This window comes from Microbacterium sp. SZ1, assembly GCF_002362255.1.
Lineage (GTDB): Bacteria > Actinomycetota > Actinomycetes > Actinomycetales > Microbacteriaceae > Microbacterium.
The window spans coordinates 26,139-45,498 of the sequence record NZ_LPVV01000010.1 but is presented as its reverse complement, the minus strand read 5'-3'; the positions used below and the strand labels follow the sequence as shown (position 1 = coordinate 45,498).

General features: G+C 68.6%; 19 protein-coding genes. 10 read left to right on the top strand and 9 right to left on the bottom strand.

Annotated elements, in window-relative coordinates:
- Positions 1–49: 49 nt before the first annotated feature.
- Positions 50–742, bottom strand: coding sequence for a GNAT family N-acetyltransferase (locus tag AUC47_RS07235; protein WP_096714544.1), 693 nt, complete (start codon positions 740–742; stop codon positions 50–52).
- A gap of 93 nt (positions 743–835) precedes the next feature.
- On the opposite strand from AUC47_RS07235, the gene AUC47_RS07230 reads away from it, so the two are divergent.
- Together AUC47_RS07230 and AUC47_RS07225 are read left to right on the top strand one after the other, a co-directional pair.
- On the top strand, positions 836–2,299 hold the full coding sequence (locus AUC47_RS07230; RefSeq protein WP_096714543.1) for a peptide MFS transporter: 1,464 nt from the start codon (positions 836–838) through the stop codon (positions 2,297–2,299).
- 56 nt (positions 2,300–2,355) lie between these two features.
- On the top strand, positions 2,356–3,798 hold the full coding sequence (locus AUC47_RS07225; RefSeq protein WP_096714542.1) for an MFS transporter: 1,443 nt from the start codon (positions 2,356–2,358) through the stop codon (positions 3,796–3,798).
- Positions 3,799–3,826: 28 nt separating this feature from the next.
- Here the strand turns inward: AUC47_RS07225 and AUC47_RS07220 are convergent, their stop codons facing one another.
- The 7 genes from AUC47_RS07220 to AUC47_RS07190 all read right to left on the bottom strand — a co-directional run bounded on the left by AUC47_RS07220 (position 3,827) and on the right by AUC47_RS07190 (position 12,827).
- Positions 3,827–4,222 carry a hypothetical protein gene (locus tag AUC47_RS07220; protein ID WP_096714541.1) on the bottom strand — a complete coding sequence of 132 codons (396 nt, stop codon included), beginning with the start codon at positions 4,220–4,222 and terminating at the stop codon, positions 3,827–3,829.
- 164 nt (positions 4,223–4,386) lie between these two features.
- A complete protein-coding gene (locus AUC47_RS07215; protein ID WP_096714540.1) occupies positions 4,387–6,270 on the bottom strand; it encodes an ABC transporter ATP-binding protein/permease in 1,884 nt (627 codons plus the stop codon).
- Between the two features lies 1 nt (position 6,271).
- Positions 6,272–7,483: a peptidoglycan-binding domain-containing protein gene (locus tag AUC47_RS07210; protein ID WP_096714539.1), complete on the bottom strand. Its 1,212-nt coding sequence runs from the start codon at positions 7,481–7,483 to the stop codon at positions 6,272–6,274.
- Entirely contained in the window at positions 7,480–8,340 is an 861-nt protein-coding gene (locus AUC47_RS07205) for a hypothetical protein (RefSeq protein WP_096714538.1), read from the bottom strand. Before AUC47_RS07205 ends, AUC47_RS07210 begins: the two co-directional genes overlap by 4 nt.
- A gap of 794 nt (positions 8,341–9,134) precedes the next feature.
- Entirely contained in the window at positions 9,135–10,058 is a 924-nt protein-coding gene (locus AUC47_RS07200; RefSeq protein ID WP_096714537.1) for a serine hydrolase, read from the bottom strand.
- Between the two features lie 188 nt (positions 10,059–10,246).
- Positions 10,247–12,211 (bottom strand): M13 family metallopeptidase, encoded by a 1,965-nt coding sequence (locus AUC47_RS07195; protein ID WP_096714536.1) that lies wholly within the window; start codon positions 12,209–12,211, stop codon positions 10,247–10,249.
- Positions 12,212–12,257: 46 nt separating this feature from the next.
- Complete coding sequence (locus tag AUC47_RS07190) at positions 12,258–12,827, bottom strand: J-domain-containing protein (protein ID WP_096714535.1); 570 nt, start codon at positions 12,825–12,827, stop codon at positions 12,258–12,260.
- 90 nt (positions 12,828–12,917) lie between these two features.
- Here AUC47_RS07190 and AUC47_RS07185 point away from each other — a divergent pair, with 90 nt between their 5' ends.
- Together AUC47_RS07185 and AUC47_RS07180 are read left to right on the top strand one after the other, a co-directional pair.
- Positions 12,918–14,237: an MATE family efflux transporter gene (locus AUC47_RS07185; RefSeq protein WP_096714534.1), complete on the top strand. Its 1,320-nt coding sequence runs from the start codon at positions 12,918–12,920 to the stop codon at positions 14,235–14,237.
- 132 nt (positions 14,238–14,369) lie between these two features.
- A complete protein-coding gene (locus AUC47_RS07180; RefSeq protein WP_096714533.1) occupies positions 14,370–14,690 on the top strand; it encodes a hypothetical protein in 321 nt (106 codons plus the stop codon).
- A 19-nt stretch (positions 14,691–14,709) separates the two neighbouring features.
- Here the strand turns inward: AUC47_RS07180 and AUC47_RS07175 are convergent, their stop codons facing one another.
- Positions 14,710–15,381 (bottom strand): TrmH family RNA methyltransferase, encoded by a 672-nt coding sequence (locus AUC47_RS07175; protein WP_096714532.1) that lies wholly within the window; start codon positions 15,379–15,381, stop codon positions 14,710–14,712.
- 69 nt (positions 15,382–15,450) lie between these two features.
- On the opposite strand from AUC47_RS07175, the gene AUC47_RS07170 reads away from it, so the two are divergent.
- The 6 genes from AUC47_RS07170 to AUC47_RS16720 all read left to right on the top strand — a co-directional run bounded on the left by AUC47_RS07170 (position 15,451) and on the right by AUC47_RS16720 (position 19,359).
- Entirely contained in the window at positions 15,451–16,734 is a 1,284-nt protein-coding gene (locus tag AUC47_RS07170) for an Nramp family divalent metal transporter (RefSeq protein ID WP_096714531.1), read from the top strand.
- A 40-nt stretch (positions 16,735–16,774) separates the two neighbouring features.
- Positions 16,775–17,077 (top strand): hypothetical protein, encoded by a 303-nt coding sequence (locus AUC47_RS07165; protein ID WP_096714530.1) that lies wholly within the window; start codon positions 16,775–16,777, stop codon positions 17,075–17,077.
- Positions 17,078–17,115: 38 nt separating this feature from the next.
- A complete protein-coding gene (locus AUC47_RS07160; protein ID WP_096714529.1) occupies positions 17,116–17,748 on the top strand; it encodes a metal-dependent transcriptional regulator in 633 nt (210 codons plus the stop codon).
- A 63-nt stretch (positions 17,749–17,811) separates the two neighbouring features.
- Positions 17,812–18,621 (top strand): HAD-IIA family hydrolase, encoded by an 810-nt coding sequence (locus AUC47_RS07155; RefSeq protein WP_096714528.1) that lies wholly within the window; start codon positions 17,812–17,814, stop codon positions 18,619–18,621.
- A gap of 1 nt (position 18,622) precedes the next feature.
- The gene (locus AUC47_RS07150) at positions 18,623–19,189 is read left to right on the top strand and encodes a YdeI/OmpD-associated family protein (protein WP_096714527.1); all 567 of its coding nucleotides are present in this window, start codon (positions 18,623–18,625) and stop codon (positions 19,187–19,189) included.
- Positions 19,186–19,359 carry a hypothetical protein gene (locus AUC47_RS16720; protein ID WP_179297548.1) on the top strand — a complete coding sequence of 58 codons (174 nt, stop codon included), beginning with the start codon at positions 19,186–19,188 and terminating at the stop codon, positions 19,357–19,359. Before AUC47_RS07150 ends, AUC47_RS16720 begins: the two co-directional genes overlap by 4 nt.
- Position 19,360: the final 1 nt, after the last annotated feature.

Sequence of the window (19,360 nt, the reverse complement as noted above, 5' to 3'; positions counted from 1 at the left end):
GGTGGAGAAGGCCCGTGAGCACGGGCACTCCAATCTTATCCGCGCCGGATTATGCCCGCGTGAACAGGTACCCGCGCTCCACGTCGAAGCCGGCGAGCTGCAGGCCGCTGCCGAGCATCCCCTCCATCTGCGCGCGAAGACGCGTACGCCACTCGTGTGCGGCTGCCGGATCGGACTCCCTCATCGCCTCGATGTCGGTCGGGATCTCGAGCGTCTCGACCACGAGATCGGATGCCGGTGGCTTGGCGATGTCGGCGAGCGCCCACTCCACATCGAGGCGGTCGCTCTCGTCTCCGGCATCCCCTCCCCCGAAGATCCCGTACCGGTTCACCGAGTAGCCGGTCACCCGGGCGCCGAGCACCGAGAGGAAGAAGTGCGCATTGCGCGCGACGAGCGGGTCGTAGGTCCACGTGATGCGGCCGACGTCGCGCGAGAACGCCCACTGTCGCTGGTGCTCCTTGAGCTCCCGTCCCCAGCCGCGTCCGCGGTACTCGGGCAGGAGAGCCGTGATGTGCGAGTGCATCGCACGGGCCGCAGGAGCACCGAAGAACGCGATCGAGGCTCCGACCATCCGCTCTTCATCGCCCTCTCCGTCGAAGAGTCCGACGACGTAGTTGCCCGACTGCTGCAGCGCGCGCAGTGTCCCGGCGTCGATGACGCGCTCGGGACCGCGGATGGAATCCAGCAGGCTCTGCGCGTCGATGATCAGTTCAACGGTGTCGAGGTCACGGATGGTTCGCACGCCCCCAGTCTGCCCCTCTCCGGCGCGATAGCGGAATCCGACGCCCGGAGGGAGACGCTGCCGGGGGCCCGCCCGCGGGCGTACCGTAGGACAATGGCGACACGAGACACGGCGACGACGGCGTCCGACACCCGGTTCTTCGGCCAGCCGTGGGCGCTCGTCCACATCTTCGGCGTGGAGATGTGGGAGCGATTCAGCTTCTACGGCATGCAGGGCATCCTGCTCATCTACCTGTACTTCTCCGTCACCGAGGGCGGACTCGGGCTGTCTAAGGCGGTGGCCGGCGGAATCGTCGGCGCGTACGGCGGCTCCGTCTACCTGGCGACGATCCTGGGGGCGTGGATCGCCGATCGCATGCTCGGCTCGGAGCGCGTGCTGTTCCTCAGTGCGATCGTCATCGTCGCCGGCCACGTGGCGCTCGCGCTCCTGCCCGGCTTCCTGGGCGTCGGCGTCGGACTCGTGCTCGTCGCCCTCGGCTCCGGCGGCCTGAAGGCGAATGCCACCTCGGTGGTCGGCACGCTCTACAGCGCCGACGACGTCCGTCGCGACGCCGGTTTCTCGCTGTTCTACCTCGGCATCAACCTCGGCGCGTTCCTCGGACCGATCCTCACCGGCATCCTGCAGTCGACCCTCGGCTTCCACTATGGGTTCGGCCTCGCGGCGATCGGCATGACGCTGGGGCTCGTGCAGTACTCCTTCGGGCGCAAGGCTCTGCCCGACGAGGCACGGCGCGTGCCCAACCCGCTCCCGCGTGGCCGCTACCCGCTCGTGGCGGTCGTCGCTGCGGCCGCGGTGGTCGTGATCGCCGTGCTCGTGCTGCTCGGGGTCATCAAGGCCGACAACCTCTCGACGATCGTGATCATCGGCACGGTCATCGCGGCCGTCGCCTACTTCGCCGTCATCCTCGGCAGCCGCAGGATCGATGCCACCGAGCGCTCCCGGGTCTGGGCCTTCCTGCCCCTGTTCATCACGAGCGTGGCGTTCTGGTCGCTCTACCAGCAGCAGTTCACGGTGCTCACGGTGTACTCCGACGAGCGCCTCGATCGGAACCTCTTCGGCTTCGAGATGCCCGTGTCGTGGGTGCAGTCGATCAACCCTGTGTTCATCATCATCCTGTCCGGGATCTTCGCGGCGATCTGGACCCGGCTCGGGAAGCGCCAGCCGTCGACGCCGGTCAAGTTCGCCTTCGGCGCGATGATCATGGGGGCCGCCTTCCTGCTCTTCCTGTTCTTCGCGAACGGCAGCGCGAACTCCACGCCGCTGCTCGCGATCGTCGGCATCCTGCTCGTCTTCACGATCGCCGAGTTGCTCATCTCGCCGGTCGGCCTGTCGGTGACCACGAAGCTCGCTCCGAAGGTCTTCCACACGCAGATGGTGGCGCTGTTCTTCCTCTCGGTCGCGCTGGGCACCGCGATCTCGGGATGGCTGGTGCGCTTCTACGACCCGAAGAACGAGGTGCCCTACTTCTCGATCCTCGGTCTGATCGCCATCGCCGTCGGCGCAGGTCTGCTGCTGTCGGTCAAGCCGGTGCTGAAGCTCATGAAGGGCGTCAGCTGAGGGATCCGGCGTGCCCATCGGGCCCCGGCGTCAGACACCGCCGATAGCCTGAAGGGATGGGAGAGACCGATGATCGCGCGCGCAGGAAACTCTCCCGAAAGGTCCCGCGCTGGGCGATCATCGCGGTGCTGGCCTTCGCCGGCCTCTGCTCGTCGTTCATGTTCACGCTCGTCGTGCCGCTGCAGGCGGAGCTCCCCCGCCTGCTGAACGCGTCCCGCGAGGACACCACCTGGGTTGTCACCATCACCCTCCTCGTCGCCGCGGTCGCGACGCCGATATCGGGACGCCTCGGCGACATGTACGGCAAGCGTCGAGTCGTGATCGTGCTGCTCGGCCTGCTCATCGTCGGCTCGGTGATCGCAGCTCTCTCCGGCTCGATCGCCGGCGTCATCATCGGCCGGGCGCTGCAGGGCGCCGTCACCGGCGTCGTGCCGCTCGGCATCGCCATCATGCGCGACGTGCTGCCGCCGGAGCGCCTCGGCACGGCTGTCGCGCTGATGAGCGCGACCATGGGCGTCGGGGGCGCGATCGGGATGCCGGTCGCGGCCCTGCTCGCTGAGAACGCCGACTGGCACTGGCTGTTCTGGCTGGCCGCCGGACTCGGCGTCATCGGCCTCGCGCTCGTGCTGCTGCTCATCCCGGAGGACGTGCTGCGCTTCCCCGGCCGCCTCGACGCGCTCGGCGCCATCGGGCTCGCGATCGGCCTCACCGGCATCCTTCTCTTCGTCTCCCGCGGAGCCGAGTGGGGCTGGACCGCCCCGCTGACTCTCACGAGCATCATCGGCGGCGTCGCCGTGCTGCTGAGCTGGGGCTGGTACCAGCTGCGCACCGACGACCCTCTGCTCGATCTGCGGGTGGCCGCGCGCCCCGCCGTGCTCTTCACGAACATCGCCGCCATCGGCATGGGCTTCGCGCTGTTCGCCTCGAACGTCACGTTCCCGCAGCTGCTCGAGATGCCCGTCGCGACGGGATCGGGCTTCGGCCTCGACATGGTGTCGGCGGCGCTCGTGATCATGCCGGCGGGTCTCGTGATGATGGTCATCTCGCCGCTCTCCGGATGGCTCGAGCGTACGGTCGGGCCGCGGCCGCTCTTCACCGTCGGGGCCGTGGCGATCGTGCTCGCCTATGTGTTCGTGCTGCTGTGGTCGAGCGAGGTCTGGCACATCCTCGTGGCAAACCTCCTGATCGGCGTGGGAATCGGCTTCACGTTCGCCGCCATGCCGATGATCATCATGCGGTCGGTGCCGGCGAACGAGACCGGCGCCTCGAACGGGCTCAACGCTCTGTTCCGCTCGGTGGGCACGTCGAGCGCCTCCGCGGTGATGGGCGGCGTGCTCGCGGCCATGAGCGTCGACGTCGGCGACGTGGCGGTGCCCACGCGCGATGCGTTCGCCGTCTGCTTCTGGCTCGCGATCGCAGCGGGCATCGTCGCGGTCGTGCTGTCGCTGCTCATCCCGCGGCAGCGAGCGACCGAGCAGCACCCGTCCCTGCCCGGCTGAGCGCCGGAGGGCGGGGCCGGGTCGTAGGTCAGAGCACGCGCGGATCGGGGTCGTCGGCGCGTGGCGGGCGCAGACGCGCGGGGATCGGCCATGGCAGCACGTACTGCTGCGTCGGGGGTCGGTTCACATCGCCGAAGTCGTCGATCTTCACCACGATGCGGCCGGGTGCCGCGTCCTCGTCGGGAGTGACCTCGAGGATGCGCACCCGCAGCGGTCCGTCGACCTCGTCCTCGAGCACCCAGGGATCGGCGAGCCAGGCGATTCCACGGTCGTCGAGGGAGGCTTCGGCATCGAGCCAGTCGGTCGGGTCGGAGCAGGTCCTCCCGAGCACGTCGACGGCGACCCAGTCGTCGCCGGAGGGATGGATCCAGCCCAGCAGCTCGCCGTCGTCACGGCGATGCGGAGTCCAGTCGGTGCGCGGCATCCCTCGATGCTAGCGAGCCGATCGCCCTCGGGCCGGGCGCCCGTCGGTCCTAGTGCGTGTGCTCCATGATCTCGACACCCAGCACCCGGAAGGCGTCGTGCGCCCGCAGCCGGTGCGTGATCGAGAGGTCGTCGAAGCACACGATCAGGCCACCGATTCTCGGCTCAGCTGCGGAGGTTCTCCGCCGGGCGCAGACGTGCCGCGCGTATCGACGCGAGCCCCCCACCGCCTGCTCCGACGATCAATCCGACGGCGATGGCCACCGGCAGCAGGACGACATCGAACACGGGCGCCCATCGCTGCGACACCGTCACCACGAGGATCGCGGCCATCCCGAGCACGAGCCCGACGACTCCCCCGCCTATTCCGATGCACGCCGACTCGAGAGTGATGAGCGCGCCGATCTGCCTATCGCGCGCGCCGAGCGCCTTGCGCATGCCGATCTCCCCGCGCCGCGCGTTGACCGCGAGGAGTGTGGCGTTCATGAGAGCGGCGACCGCGACGATCAGGGCGAGCAGCGTGAATGCGGTGAGCGTCGTCTGCACCCCCTGCTCGATCTGGCCGCGCAACTGCGTCGCGTCGGTCGGAGCAGCGAGCGAGACCTTCTCCGGCTGGAACGGGTTGAGCGTGGCGGGCAGTTGACGGGCGACCTGCTGCGCCGCTCCGGATGAGGTCACGGCCAACATGGTCACATCGATCGGGCCCCTCGAGGTGAGATCGTCGCGGGGCCCGACGACCACCTCGCCGCGGAGCAGCGGAAGACGAGAGGACTCCGTGATGACGCCCGCGACGACATAGGCGACGCCGTCGACGAGGATGGTCGGCGCTCCGGCGAGGCTGCTGAGCTGCAGATCACTCGCTAGTAGGTCTCCGATGTACGCCTCACCTGACCTCAGCGGCCCGTGATGCCACGGCGCGTCGTCGATCGAAAGACGCGCCGCACCCTCGATGTCGCCGATCGCGACGTGGGGGCGGACCTGCCGAGCCTCTGCGAAGGTCGAGACCGTGCTGACGTCGAGATCCACCACGACGGCCGCAGCGTCCACACCGCTCAGCGCTTCCACCCTGTCGGAGACATCCTCAGGGGCGAGGGAGTTCTGCACCCCCGTGGACCATGTCGCCGACACCTCGCGATTCAGGTGAGCATCGAAAGTGGCGGAGACCTGCGCACGGGCGGATGCCGAAAGCCCCAGGGTGGTGATCGTCAACGCCACTGCGATGGCGACGGCGAGTCCCTGCCCGATCGACGGGTACTTCCGCGACAACACGGAGGCCCATGCGTCGCGCAGCATGTCGGGGAGGCGGATGCGCCGCTTCCGGGGTTCGTGTTCGCTCTCGCGTACGGGTCGCGACGCGACCGCATCCGTCTGCCCCACATCGGACATGAGGGTGCCGTCCGCGATGTGGATGACTCTCCGGGCGCGCGCTGCGACCTCGGACGAATGCGTCACGACGATGACCGTCGCTCCGTCGCTGTTGAGTCGTTCGAGCTCGTCCAGCACGCGGGAGGCACTGACCGAGTCGAGATTGCCTGTCGGCTCATCCGCGAGGATCAGTTTCGCGTCGGCGGCGATCGCTCGGGCGATCGCGATGCGCTGGCGCTGCCCTCCGGAGAGGGTCGACGTGCTCTGCCAGGCCCGATCGCCGAGACCGACCGACTCGAGGCCGCTCAGGACCCGCGCCTCCCGCTCTGCACGCGAAACACCGCGATAGAGCAGGTTTAACTCCACGCTGTCGAATGCCGGTCTCGCCTCGAGCAGGTGGAACGCCTGGAACACGAAGCCAATCTTGTGCGCGCGGACGCTCGCGGCACGGTGTCCGTCGGCGGCGCGCGTTTCGTCGCCGTCGAGGACGTAGGTGCCTTCGGTCGCATCGTCGAGCAGACCCAGAATGTTCATCAGCGTCGTCTTGCCCCCGCCCGAAGGCCCGACGATGGCGACGAACTCTCCCTGCTCGATGTCGAGGTCGATCCCGCGCAGTGCCTCGACATCCGGGCGGCCCGCCGAAGAGTACGTTCGACGCACTCCGCGCAGCTGGATCAGTGCCACGTCAACCGACTCGAACCCGGTCGCCCGGTGCCAAGGCGCCTTGTTCGACCGGCTCGATCGCGACCTCGCCCTGCAACGTGCCCAGAACGGTGACGGCGACTTCGATGAAGGTTCCGTCCTGCTGCCTCTTCGTCAGCACGTTCTTGTGGGCGCCACGATCCGACACCGCAAGGACCGGAACGATCAAGGCGTCTTCCGCGACAATCTGTTTGACCACGGTCACCCGCGCTCGCCCCGTCGAGACCGGCAACGGTGTCTTCGGCAAGACGGTGAACGTGACTTCCGACTCCGCACTCCCCGCCTGTCCGCCGGGGGTCTCCGTTTCGGGGGTCTCCGCGGCGTCGGAGGAGCGGATGTCGCCCACGGTGCCCTCGACTTCCCCGCCATCCACGGAGATGGTCGCCATGTCCCCGGCGACCACTTCGCCGAGATCGCTGACCGGCACCGTGATTGTGATGACGAGGTCCGCCGACCCGAGTATGAAATCGGGTTGCCCTTCGACGGCCAGCTGCTGCCCGACCTTCAGGCCTTGAACAACCTGGGCATTGCTCGCGGGCATCGCTTGGATCTCGGCGACGGGCACGAAGCCTTCCGTGGGCAGCGGCGGCGTGCTGTCTCTCGCGCCATCGTCGTCTTCCGCGTCATCGGGCTCCGCGACCGTGGAGACGCGGGTGGGCGCCTCGTAGCCGTCATCCCGATACCAGCGCACGACAGCGGCAGCGGTCTCGCTGCCGAAGCGCCCATCCGCCTTGACCGGGTACGAGCGCGCCGCGAGGGCGGACTGCAGCGCCGCGACATCAGGACCGCGGTCGCCGACGCCCATGTCGCGATAGAAGGCGAATGGCGAGTGCACGCCGAAGAGAGGGCGTCCGTTGACTTCGGTGAGCACGTGACCCGATGACGCCGTCTCTCCCACCTGCAGGGGGCGGCCGGTGACGACGGCAAGGGATGCATCGGGAGGAGCGACCACGGTCACCGGAGTCTGGGTCGACGGACCGACCTCGCCGGTGAATCCCACCTCTGCGGCAAGTGATCCCTGCGTGACCTCGGCCAGCACCGCACCGGGTGCAGGAGCCTTCGCGTCGGCCTCCTGCTGCGCTGCCGACTGGAACTGCGTGGCGAACCAGAACCCTACACCGATGACGGAGACGATCGACATCGCGGCGATCGCGACGACCCATCGCGATCGCGCGGCATTCTCCCGCGCGATCACGGAGCTTCCGGCGCGTTCTCCGCCACGATCGTGAGCAGCATCTTCTTCCGCTCGACGGCCTCTGCGCGGATCCGCTCGAGCTTGTCGCGGTTCTCCGCCACAAGCTTCTCCTGCTCCTCCCAGTTCCGTTCATACGCGGCCTCAGTGAGACCGCTGGACTCACGACATTCCGCGTCAGCAACCGCGTCCGCTATCTCAGCGGGGGACGCTCCGTCTTCGTTGGAGCCCCAATTCTTTCGGGCCTCCATGGGAGGCATGCCCTCTCGAGGATTATCGGGCAGCGGGAAGTCGACCTGAGGCTCCAGGCACTCGCGCCATTCGGCGGTCGCCCGGATCACAGACTCGTCTTGGAGCGCGATCCGGTCTGCTTGGACTGCCAGACTCGAGAGATAGTTGACTCCGTCGAAGTTGCTCATGAACTCTGTGTCGATGGAACGCACTTCGTCTGTGCAGTCGAGAAGGGCCTGATCCAGTTCGGCGTTCGGAAAGTAGGAATCGGTGACCTCGACGAACTCTCGCCACAGCCGCGCGCTCTCCTCATTCGCAGGCGGCGCGAAGTCGTAGCCCCATTTCTTGGCTATCTCGACCGTGAACAGGCGGAAACCGATCGAATTGAAGTCCTGGGGCTGCGGATATTCAGTGTTCTGCCACGGAACCGGCCACTCGTACCCGCGGGACTCGATGCAGGTCGAGATCAGGAGTTGTTCCGCATAGTTGTCGAGCTCCGGCGAGTACACGAAGAACTCATTGAGAGGCATCGTCCATTCGGCCTGATTCTTGATTGCAGCGTCTTCCGGCGCGCCTGAGGTAGCGCATCCGGCGAACGTTGAGGCCGCGATCGTGACGAGCGCGGCCACCCCGAGGGATCGGCCGCGCCCGTGCGTACTCATCAGCGGCATAAGGCGGACCCGACGCTGCCGAGCGTTGAAGCGAAGTACCCGGATTCGGCCGTGTCGTTGAACCCGCGATTGCCCAGATTCATCGTTCCGGTCCCCCGTGCGAAGGAGATGGAGTTTCCGGTTTTACTGGTACCTGCGTATAGGTAGGACGTCTGACTGCGACCATTATTGAAAGCGGAGGACGCCACGTTCTTGTAAGTCCTCCACCCGATGTACATGTCGTCCACACAGTTCTCGAACTTGTGCGTGGACGGTTGCTGGAACGCGTCATTACCGTAGTTGTATCCCGAATAGCTGCAATGCAGCCCCGGTCCACAATCGCTCGGCGCTGCCGCGGCCGGCGCCGCGAGTGCGAAAACACCTGCGCCCCCGAGAGCGATCGCGACGAGAGAACTCGTCAATTTTCGCCGCAACCTATTCATGTGCACCACAATTACCCCCCGGCTAGTGATAGATATCATCGATCGGCGCGACCGATCTTTCGACGATAAACTGACCTCGAGCGAGCAAGCAATATTTAGCGATGCGCCGACCCTCCCCATCCGCGCCAGTCGCGGTCTCATTCGCCGCGCACGGGGCCCATCCTGTCGAGGCCCATGAGTGTCGCATCCGATTCGACGTCACCGAACCGTTCCTCTTCGCGCTGATTCAGCCGGTGGCGAGCCCATCGGTCGAAACGGAGAGCTCACTGAACACGGAGCCCCTGCGTGCTCCTCATCGAGTGCGGGCGCGATCAGGACATCTCGTCGCAGTCAGTGCGTGTACTCCATGATCTCGACACCCAGCACCCGGAAGGCGTCGTGCGCCCGCAGCCGGTGCGTGATCGAGAGGTCGTCGAAGCACACGATCAGCGAGTAGGCGACGCCCGCGCGCGGACCCGCGAGCACGCCGGCCTCGGCGCGCACACCCCGGTCTCGGCCGGTCTTGTTGATGAAGAGCAGGCCGTGCGCGTCGTGGTCGTGGGCGAAAGGGTCGAGGCCGGTCGCGGAGGCCACCAGGCTGAGGTCTTGGTTGAGGCTCAGCCATTCCGACACCTGGGCGCTGACCGCAGCCCCGACGACCTGGGAGTTCACGAGCGCCGAGAAGAGACCGGCGAACTCCCTGGCCGAACCGACGGCGACCTGCGGCGCGTCGTCGGGGCCCCGTTCGTCACGGAACCTGTCCAGCAGCGCCGTGCGGCGCAGGCCGAGCTCCTCGATGCGGTGCCGCACGCGGTCATGGCCGACGCGCGTGAGCAGGGCGTTGACGGCGATGGGGTCGCCCGAGGTCGCGGCGAGCACTGCGAGGTCTTCGAGAGGCAGTGCAGGGGCGTGCAGGTGACGCCACACCCCCGACGTCGAGACGGAGTCGACTGCGGACCGGTCGATGATCTCGAGCGGATCGAGCGCGCCGGACTCGAAGGCCGCGGCGACCTCGATCAGCAGCGGGACGACGCCGAGGCCCGCCACGGGCATCGTGACGTGATCGTCGCCGGCCAGTACGTGCACATGGCTGTCGAGATCGATCACGTGCACCGAGACCTGAGCTCCGGCGTCGGCCAGTTCCTCCAGCGCGCGGAGCGTCGACGTGAAGGACCGACGCCCCTCGGCAGCACGTCGAGGCAGACGGCGCCCCGCTCGCTGGGAGCGGCGCAGCGAGGCCAGGGGAGGCCCATCGAGAGGCTCGGGAGCACCCACGCGTGATCCTTACAGGGGGTCGGATTGGCGGGATGCCGGGGGCTCGCGGCCCCACGGCACGGATATCGTAACCCCCGGGGGTGAGGATGCCCTACAGACGACGGTGATCGGTCATCAGAACGTCACATGCCGGATGGCAGAGCATCCCCTCCGGGGAACCGGTCACGCAGAGCCGCGCGACCCGGAGGTCACCAGATGGTGACGCGGGATTCCTCCGGCAGCCACAGCGCGTCGTTCTCCGTCACATCGAACGCCCGGTAGAACGCGTCGATGTTCCGAACGATCTGGTTGCAGCGGAACTCGTTGGGCGAGTGAGGGTCGATCGTGAGCAGGCGCAGCGTCTCGGCCTCCCGGCTCTTCTGCTGCCACACCTGCGCCCACGACAGCAGCAGCCGCTGCACCCCGGTGAGACCGTCGATGACCGGTGCCTCCGCTCCACCGAGCGACAACTCGTAGGCCTTGAGCGCGATGCCGAGGCCGCCGAGGTCACCGATGTTCTCGCCGATGGTCAGGGCGCCGTTCACGTGGTGCTCCGGGTCGAGGCCCTCGGGCACCAGCTCGTCGTACTGCGAGATCAGCGCCGCGGTGCGCTCCTCGAACGCCGCGCGATCGGCATCCGTCCACCAGTCCTCGAGCTTGCCGTCGCCGCCGTACCGGCTGCCCTGGTCATCGAAGCCGTGGCCGATCTCGTGTCCGATCACGGCGCCGATCCCGCCGTAGTTCGCGGCGGCGTCGCGTGAGGCGTCGAAGAACGGGTACTGCAGGATCGCCGCCGGGAACACGATCTCGTTCATGAGCGGGTTGTAGTACGCGTTGACCATCTGCGGCGGCATGTACCACTCGGTGCGGTCGATGGGTGCGCCGACCTTGTCGACGTTGCGATCGTGCTCGAAGATCGCCGCTCGGCGGACGTTGCCGAACAGGTCGTCGCGGTCGATCATCAGCGTCGAGTAGTCGCGCCACACCTCGGGGTGCCCGATCTTCGGCGTGAAGGCGTCGAGCTTCGCGAGAGCGCGCTCGCGCGTCTCGGCCGTCATCCACTCGAGGTCGGTGATGCTCTGTCGGTACGCCTCGATGAGGTTCGCAACGAGCTCGTCCATCGCGGCCTTCGCCGTCGGCGGGTAGTGCCGCTCGACGTAGACCTTGCCGATCGCTTCGCCGAGGGCCCCCTCGGTGACCGAGACGCCGCGCTTCCACCGCTCACGGATCGTCGGGACGCCGGTGAGCTCGGTGCCGTAGAAGGAGAAGTTCTCCTGCACGATCTCCTCCGTCAGGTACGGGGCGGCCGCGTGCACGACCTGCGCGCGCAGCCAGGCCTTCCAGTCGTCGAGGCGGTCGGCGGTGAGCAGCGTGCCCAGTCCTTCGAGGAAGCTGGGCTGGTAGACGACCGCCTCGGCGAAGGCACCGGGGTTCGTCGGAGCCACGGCCTCGCGCCACGGCGAGAGGTCGACACCCACCAGGGACTGGATGTCGTCCCAGGTCTTGAGGTTGTAGGTGGCGACCGCATCGCGGCTTCGGACGTTGTCCCAGTGGTGCGCGGCGAGCTCGCCCTCGATGGCGATGGAGCGATCGGCCTGCGTCGCGGCATCCGCGACCCCGGCCAGGGCGAAGAGGCGCTCGAGGTGAGCGCGATAGGACGCGCGCGTGCCCTCGAAGGTGTCGAGCCGGTAGTAGCTCTCGTCGGGCAGCGACAGGCCCGACTGCACGAGGAACGGCACGTACCGCTCGGGATTCCCGGGGTCCGGCTCGATGTAGAGGCCGATCAGGTGGGCACGCCCGTCGCGGTCGTACTCGCCGACGGTGCGGAGGAACGCGGAGACGTCGTCGATCGCGTCGATCTGTGCGAGCGTGTCGGCCAGGGGCGAGACGCCGGCCGCGGCGATGCGCTCGGTGTCCATGAAGCTCGCGAAGAGATCGCCGATCTTCCGGGCGAGGGTGCCGTCCTCGGCATCCTGCGACTCCTCGATGATGGTGCGGACGTCTTTCTCGGCCTGTTCGGCGAGGAGGTGGAACGAACCCCACCGCGCCTTGTCGCCGGGGATCTCGGTGCGCGCGAGCCACGCGCCGTTGACGTGGCGGTACAGATCGTCCTGCGGACGGATGTCGGAGCTGAACTCGGAGGTCTCAAGGCCAGAGGGAAGCACGTCGGTCATGCGACCAGCCTATGCGGGCGTCCGACATCGGCGGCGGGTGCGTCGGTCACTCGGGGCGTTCGCCCCGCCGACGGAGACGGAACCGCCGCCGACGCGGCTCGACGGATGCCGGAGGGGACGCCGCGGAGGAGCGTGCGGCGCGTCGCTCGCGCCAGGCCGCCACCTCGGCGTCGACGTCGCGCGGGGCCGTGACCACGGGCGGGCCGCCCTGAAGCTGGCGGCGCGCCTCGATCACGCGCCGGTTGAAGTCCTCGAGCACGGAGCGCACGTCGTCCTCCCGCCCGAGCAGGTTGAGCTGGGCGTCGAGCTCGCGATCCTCCGTACGCAGCATGATCGCGGGCGGTCCGAGTCCGGTGAGGTTCTCGGTCTCGATCTTGCGCCGGATCCACCAGTCCGGATCGTGGTGAGCACCCAGCCCCTCGATCGGCTTGCCCGCACCGGGGAGATCGTCGAAGTCGCCGCGGCGGATGGCGACCTGGATCGCCGACTCGATGAACGCCGCTCGGTCGACCGCCGCGGCGGCACCGGGAGTAGTGTCGACGCGGGACTCCTCGTCCCTCTCGTCGGCCTGCCTCTGCGCGCGGTATCTCGCCGCAGCCTCGCGTGGATCCGTCATGGCGCACCTCCGTGCCTCCGGTCCCTCCAGCCTAGAACGCGGGAGCACGCGCGCGGGCCCGGCGTCGGCGCCACCCCATAGGCTCGGAGGATGACCGGGCGCACCCTCAACCGCGAGATCCTGCGGCTCGCGGTCCCCGCGCTCGGAGCGCTGATCGCGGAGCCCGCCTTCCTCATCGTGGATGCCGCGCTCGTCGGCCACCTCGGGACGACCCCGCTCGCCGGTCTCGGCATCGCCGGAGCCGTGCTGCAGACGATCGTCGGCCTCATGGTCTTCCTCGCGTACTCCACGACACCCGCTGTCGCTCGTCACTTCGGTGCCGGACGCCCCGGCGACGCCGTGTCGGTGGGCGTGAACGGCATGTGGCTCGCGCTCGCCCTGGGCGCAGTGCTCGCCGCCGCGGGGGCTGCGTCGTCGCCGTGGCTCGTGTCGTTGTTCGGTGCGAGCGATGCCGTCTCCGAGCACGCCAACGCGTACCTCGTCGTATCGATGTGGGGTCTCCCGGCGATGCTCATCGTGTTCGCCGCGACCGGCCTGCTGCGCGGGATGCAGGACACGGTGACGCCGCTCTGGATCGCCGGGCTCGGCTTCGGCGCCAACGCGCTGCTCAACGTCGTGTTCATCTACGGCCTGGGGTGGGGCATCGCCGGGTCGGCCGCCGGTACCGTCGTGGCCCAATGGGGCATGGTCGGCGCGTACGTGCTTGTCGTCCGACGGCTGGCCGCGAAGCATCGGGCGTCGCTGCGCGTGCAGCGCGAGGGTCTCGGACGCACGGCGCGCTCAGGCGGCTGGCTCTTCCTGCGCACCGTGAGCCTGCGCGTCGCGCTGCTGGCCACCGTCGCCGTCGCCACCGGGATCGGCACGTCGGAGCTCGCGGGCTGGCAGATCGTCTTCACGATCTTCTCGGCGGCAGCGTTCGCCCTCGATGCGCTGGCCATCGCCGCGCAGGCCCTCATCGGCAAGGAGCTGGGCGCCGGCGACGAGCAGCAGATGCACCGCGTCCTGCAGCGCACGGTCGCGTGGGGTGTGTGGTTCGGCGTCATCGTCGGAGCGGTCATCGCGGCGCTCTCGGGGGTGCTGGGCATCGTGTTCACGGGCGACGCGACGATCGCGGCCCTCGTGCAGCCCGCGCTTCTCGTGCTCGCAGTGGCACAGCCCATCGCCGGCGTCGTCTTCGTGCTCGACGGCGTGCTGATGGGGGCAGACGACGCCCGGTACCTCGCGATCGCGGGCGGAGTGAACCTCGTCCCCTTCCTTCCCGCCCTGTGGATCATCGCCGCGACCGGCGTCGAGGGCGTGGCGGGTCTGATCTGGCTCGCGGTCGCCTTCTTCGGCGTCTATCTGCTCGCCCGCCTCGCGACTCTCGGATGGCGCGTGCGATCGGGACGCTGGGTGTCCGCAGCGGCCTGAGCGCGCGTCATTCCTCCTGCACATTCCGGCCTCGAGGTGAGCTTTCCCGATGCGCTGATGTTTTCCGGGATACAGCATCCGCGCGGCTCGCGCCGCCCTGCATCATCGAGGGACACTGAAGGGATGCTGGGGATGAACGAACCACAGGTGTGGACACTGATCGGGGTCTTCGCCGCGGGGATGTGCGGGACTATCACGCTGGTCGTGACGATGTTCGCGCACATCATGAAGACGGAGTTCGCGAGCGTGCGGAAGGAGTTCGCGAGCGTGCGGAAGGAGCTCGCGAGCGAGTTCGCGAACGTGCGCACCGAGATCGCGAGCGTGCGCGCGGAGATGACTCTCGGCTTCGAGGCCGTGCGAACGGAGTTCCGTGCCGTGCACGGCCGCATCGACGCACTCGATCGCGACGTCAACGCGATCTACCGTCACCTTTTCGGCATCGATCGCGGTTGACCCGGCCGGCGCGCCTCGCTCAGCCCGCGTACCTGCGGCACCACTCGTACATGATGACGGCGGCCGCGGCACTCGCGTTGATCGAACGCGTCGAGCCGTACTGAGTGATCTCGACATGAGCGGATGCTGCGGCGAGCGCCTCGGCGGAGAGTCCAGGGCCCTCCTGTCCGAACAGCAGCACGCAACGCGGGGGAAGGTCGGCGCGATCGACCGGCACGGCGCCGTCGACGTTGTCGACCGCGACGATCGGAAGCTCCTGCGTGCGCGCCCATTCGGCGAAGCCCTCCACATCGTCGTGGTGCACCACATGCTGGTACCGGTCGGTGACCATGGCTCCGCGCTTGTTCCAGCGTCGACGGCCGATGATGTGCACCGTGTCGGCCAGGAACGCGTTCGCGCTGCGCACGATCGACCCGATGTTCATGTCGTGCTGCCAGTTCTCGATGGCGACATGGAACGGGTGCCGACGGGTGTCGAGGTCGGCGACGATGGCCTCCAGGCGCCAGTAGCGGTACCGGTCGATGACGTTGCGGGTGTCGCCGGCGGTGAGCAGCTCGGGATCGTACTGCTCACCCTGCGGCCATGCGTCCTCTCCTCCGGGCCATGGTCCGACGCCGTAGCCCGGCTGGGGTGACGCCCCGTCGGTCGACCCGCGCGGCGCGGGGCGCTCGGAAAGGGGCTGCTCGTCCATCCGGCCAGGGTATCCCGGTACCACCCAGTGGATATTTAGGCGCACCGAAATATCCGCTACGATTTCGGCATGCCTAAAAACGATGCGCTCGCGACGCCGACGTCGCGCGAGACCCCGTCCCGCAGCCTGTGGCTTCTGGGTCCCGCCCTCGTCGCCGGGGTGGCGTACCTCGACCCCGGCAACGTCGCCAGCAACATGACGGCCGGCGCCCAGTACGGGTACCTGCTGGTCTGGATCGTGGTCGTCGGCAACGTCATGGCCTGGCTCATCCAGTACCTCTCGGCGAAGCTCGGCGTCGTCACAGGGCAGAGCCTGCCCGAGGTGCTCGGCACGCGGATGCGCCGCTCCTGGGCTCGCCGCACGTACTGGCTGCAGGCCGAGCTCGTCGCCATGGCCACCGACCTCGCCGAGGTCATCGGCGGAGCCGTCGCCCTCAATCTGCTGTTCGACATTCCGCTGCTGCTCGGGGGCCTCATCACGGGCGCGGTCTCGATGGTCCTCCTCGCCGTGCAGAGTCGGCGCGGCCCCCGACCGTTCGAGTTCGTCATCATCGGCCTCATGGCGGTCATCACGGTGGGGTTCGTCGCCGGTCTGTTCCTCGCGCCTCCCGACGGCGCGGCCGTCGTGGGCGGCCTCGTGCCGCGCTTCGAGGACACGGGCTCGGTGCTCCTCGCCGCCTCCATCCTCGGGGCGACCATCATGCCGCACGCGATCTACGCCCACTCGTCGCTCACCCGCGACCGCTTCGGCTCCGCCACCGCGCATGCGCCGACGGAGGCGGCGCGCACCGAGACCTCGCGCATCCGCCGCCTCCTCATCGCGACACGGTGGGACGTCTCGATCGCGATGCTCATCGCAGGGTCGGTGAACCTGAGCATCCTGTTGCTCGCCGCGGCGAATCTCGCCGGCGTCGAGGGGACCGATTCGCTCGAAGGAGCGCACGCCGCGCTCGCCACCGGCCTGGGCCCGATCGTCGCGACGTTCTTCGCGGTCGGCCTGCTCGCCTCGGGCCTTGCCTCGACGTCGGTGGGCGCATACGCGGGGGCCGAGATCATGCACGGGCTGCTGCGCGTGCGGATCCCGCTCCTCGCCCGACGGCTGGTGACGCTGATCCCCGCCCTGGTGATCCTCGGAGTCGGAGTCGACCCGACGCTCGCCCTCGTGCTGAGCCAGGTCGTGCTGTCGTTCGGCATCCCGTTCGCGCTCATCCCGCTCGTGGCACTCACCGCCCAGAAGCGCATCCTCGGCGCGTGGGCGAACCGGGCGTGGACGACCGCGGCCGGGGTGACCGCCTCCGTTCTGCTCATCGCGCTCAACGGCGCGCTGCTCTGGCTGGTGCTCACCGGGGCCTGAGTCACTCGCCGGCTCGCCGCCGACGATTAGGCTCGATGACATGTCTGCCGATTCCGCGCGCCGCACCGTCCGCATCCTCACCTGGATCGGACTCGCGACCGGCGTCATCGGCGGCCTGCTCGTCGCCTTCCCGAAGGTGCTGCCCGTCGGCGGCCCGTGGGTGCAGCTGACGCTCGGCGTCGCGACGCTCGTCCTCGCCTTCCGCGCGCGCAAGACCGGCATCGCCGAGGTCGAGGGCTTCGACGGACGGCTCTCGCTGTTCGCGGCTCTGCTGGGCTTCCTCGTGGTGTTCTTCGCGGGTCAGGTGGCCTTCGGCATCCTCGTCGCGGTCGCCAATCCCTGACCTCTGAGTGCCGAACCGGCCTCACCTAAGCTGGAACGGTGGAATCCCCGGCAGCAGACGACTACCTGAAGACGGTCTACGCGCACACCGAGTGGCAGGACGCGCCGATCACGCCCTCGGTGCTCGCCGCGAAGCTCGGCATCGCACCGTCGTCGGTCACGGAGATGGTGAAGAAGCTCGCCGCCGCAGGTCTCGTCTCCCACGTGCCCTATGGGGCGGTGCGACTGACGGATGCCGGAACGCGGCGCGCGCTCGCCATGGTGCGGCGTCACCGGCTCATCGAGACGTGGCTCGTGCAGGAGTTCGGCTACGGCTGGGACGAGGTGCACGACGAGGCCGAGGTGCTCGAGCACACGATCAGCGACCGCCTGCTCGAGGGCATCGACGAGCGCCTCGGACGCCCGCGGTTCGACCCGCACGGCGACGCGATCCCGGACGCGGAGGGCACGGTGGACCGCGAGCCGTTCGTGCTGCTCGCCGACGCTCCGATCGGTCACACCGGCCGGGTCCTGCGGGTTGACGACCGCGACCCCGAGCTGCTCCGCACCCTCGATGCTCTCGGCCTCGTCGTCGCCGCGACGGTCGAGACGACGACATCCGGCATCCGACTCGACGGCGCGGACGTCGAGCTCCCGCAGGGGGCAGCCGACGTCGTCTGGCTGACCGCCTAGCCCCGGCTCGGACCGCGCGCAGACTGTCACCTCGCGGCAACACTCGCCCAATAGGCTGTGCACATGGGACACCGCGACGACATCGAGTGCTGGCTGACCGACATGGACGGCGTGCTCGTGCACGAGAACACCGCCATCCCCGGCGCCTCCGAGCTGCTCGCCGGGTGGGAGCAGAACGAGATCCCCTACCTCGTCCTCACGAACAACTCGATCTTCACGGCGCGCGACCTGTCCGCCCGGCTTCGCGCCAGTGGCCTCGTCGTGCCGGAGGAGCGCATCTGGACCTCGGCTCTCGCGACGGCGGACTTCCTCAAGCAGCAGCTGCCCGGTGGCTCGGCGTTCGTGATCGGCGAGGCGGGCATCCTCACGGCCCTGCACGAGGCCGGGTTCATCATGACCGAGACGGCCCCCGACTTCGTCGTCGTCGGCGAGACGCGCAACTACTCCTTCGAGGCCATCACGAAGGCCATCCGCCACATCATCAACGGCTCGCGGTTCATCGTCACGAACCCCGACGCGACCGGTCCGTCCGCCGACGGCGTGCTGCCGGCGACCGGCGCCATCGCGGCGCTCATCACCAAGGCGACCGGCAAGGAGCCCTACGTCGTCGGCAAGCCCAACCCGATGATGTTCCGGTCGGCACTCAACAAGATCGGCGCTCACTCGAAGAAGACAGGCATGATCGGCGACCGCATGGACACCGACATCGTCGCCGGCATCGAGGCCGGTCTGCACACCGTGCTCGTGATGACCGGGATCAGCGACGAGGCCGAGATCGAGAAGTACCCGTTCCGCCCCGATGAGGTCGTCGACTCGGTCGCCGACCTGCTGCCCACCGTCACCGAGTCGATCCCGACGCTCGACGAGGACTGACGTGGGCGCGCTCGACGACGGCGAACGGATCTCGGCAGCGGATGCCGCTGCCTGGCGCGCCTGGCTCGAGCAGAACCACGAGAGCACGGCCGGCGTCTGGCTGCTGAGCGTCCGGGGTCGCTCGACGGGCGTCGGCTACGACGACGCGGTGCGTCAGGCCCTGTGCTTCGGCTGGATCGACGGCCCGGTGCGCACGTTCGACGACACGACGGTCGGACAGTGGTTCAGTCCACGACGACGCGGCAGCGGGTGGGCGGCGACGAACAAGGTCCGCATCGCGGAGCTCGAGGCGTCGGGGCAGATGGCACCGGCGGGGGTCCGCGTGCTCGAGGCCGCGCGCGCCGACGGATCGTGGACCGTGCTCGACGGTCCAGAGGCGGGCATCGAGCCGCCGGAGCTCACGGCCGCTCTGGATGCCGTGCCTGCCGCGCGCGAGAATTGGGACGCGTTCCCCAAGTCCGTGAAGAAGTTCGGCCTCACGCACATCGCGATGGCGAAGCGACCGGAGACCCGTGCAGCTCGCATCGCCAGGATCGTCGCCGACGCGGCGGAGGGGAAGCGCCCGTGAACCAGTCCGACCTGCTCTTCCTGACCATCATCGCGATCATGTCGACATCGCTCATCGTGCTCGTCGTGCAGTTCGTGCGCTCGCGCCGCCGCGGACCCGGCGGCAACGAAGGCGATGGTCGCGCCGGCTGGTGGGAAGGCCCGTGGGACGACGACGACCGCAGGCGCTGAC

What these genes read in the sequence shown, in the direction of transcription:
- AUC47_RS07155 (WP_096714528.1), top strand. Translation starts at nt 17,812, where the DNA reads ATGGGACACCGCGACGACATCGAGTGCTGGCTGACCGACATGGACGGC.
- AUC47_RS07165 (WP_096714530.1), top strand. Translation starts at nt 16,775, where the DNA reads ATGTCTGCCGATTCCGCGCGCCGCACCGTCCGCATCCTCACCTGGATC.
- AUC47_RS07180 (WP_096714533.1), top strand. Translation starts at nt 14,370, where the DNA reads ATGAACGAACCACAGGTGTGGACACTGATCGGGGTCTTCGCCGCGGGG.
- AUC47_RS07230 (WP_096714543.1), top strand. Translation starts at nt 836, where the DNA reads ATGGCGACACGAGACACGGCGACGACGGCGTCCGACACCCGGTTCTTC.
- AUC47_RS07195 (WP_096714536.1), bottom strand. Translation starts at nt 12,211, where the DNA reads ATGACCGACGTGCTTCCCTCTGGCCTTGAGACCTCCGAGTTCAGCTCC.
- AUC47_RS07190 (WP_096714535.1), bottom strand. Translation starts at nt 12,827, where the DNA reads ATGACGGATCCACGCGAGGCTGCGGCGAGATACCGCGCGCAGAGGCAG.
- AUC47_RS07185 (WP_096714534.1), top strand. Translation starts at nt 12,918, where the DNA reads ATGACCGGGCGCACCCTCAACCGCGAGATCCTGCGGCTCGCGGTCCCC.
- AUC47_RS07170 (WP_096714531.1), top strand. Translation starts at nt 15,451, where the DNA reads ATGCCTAAAAACGATGCGCTCGCGACGCCGACGTCGCGCGAGACCCCG.
- AUC47_RS07225 (WP_096714542.1), top strand. Translation starts at nt 2,356, where the DNA reads ATGGGAGAGACCGATGATCGCGCGCGCAGGAAACTCTCCCGAAAGGTC.
- AUC47_RS07220 (WP_096714541.1), bottom strand. Translation starts at nt 4,222, where the DNA reads ATGCCGCGCACCGACTGGACTCCGCATCGCCGTGACGACGGCGAGCTG.
- AUC47_RS07175 (WP_096714532.1), bottom strand. Translation starts at nt 15,381, where the DNA reads ATGGACGAGCAGCCCCTTTCCGAGCGCCCCGCGCCGCGCGGGTCGACC.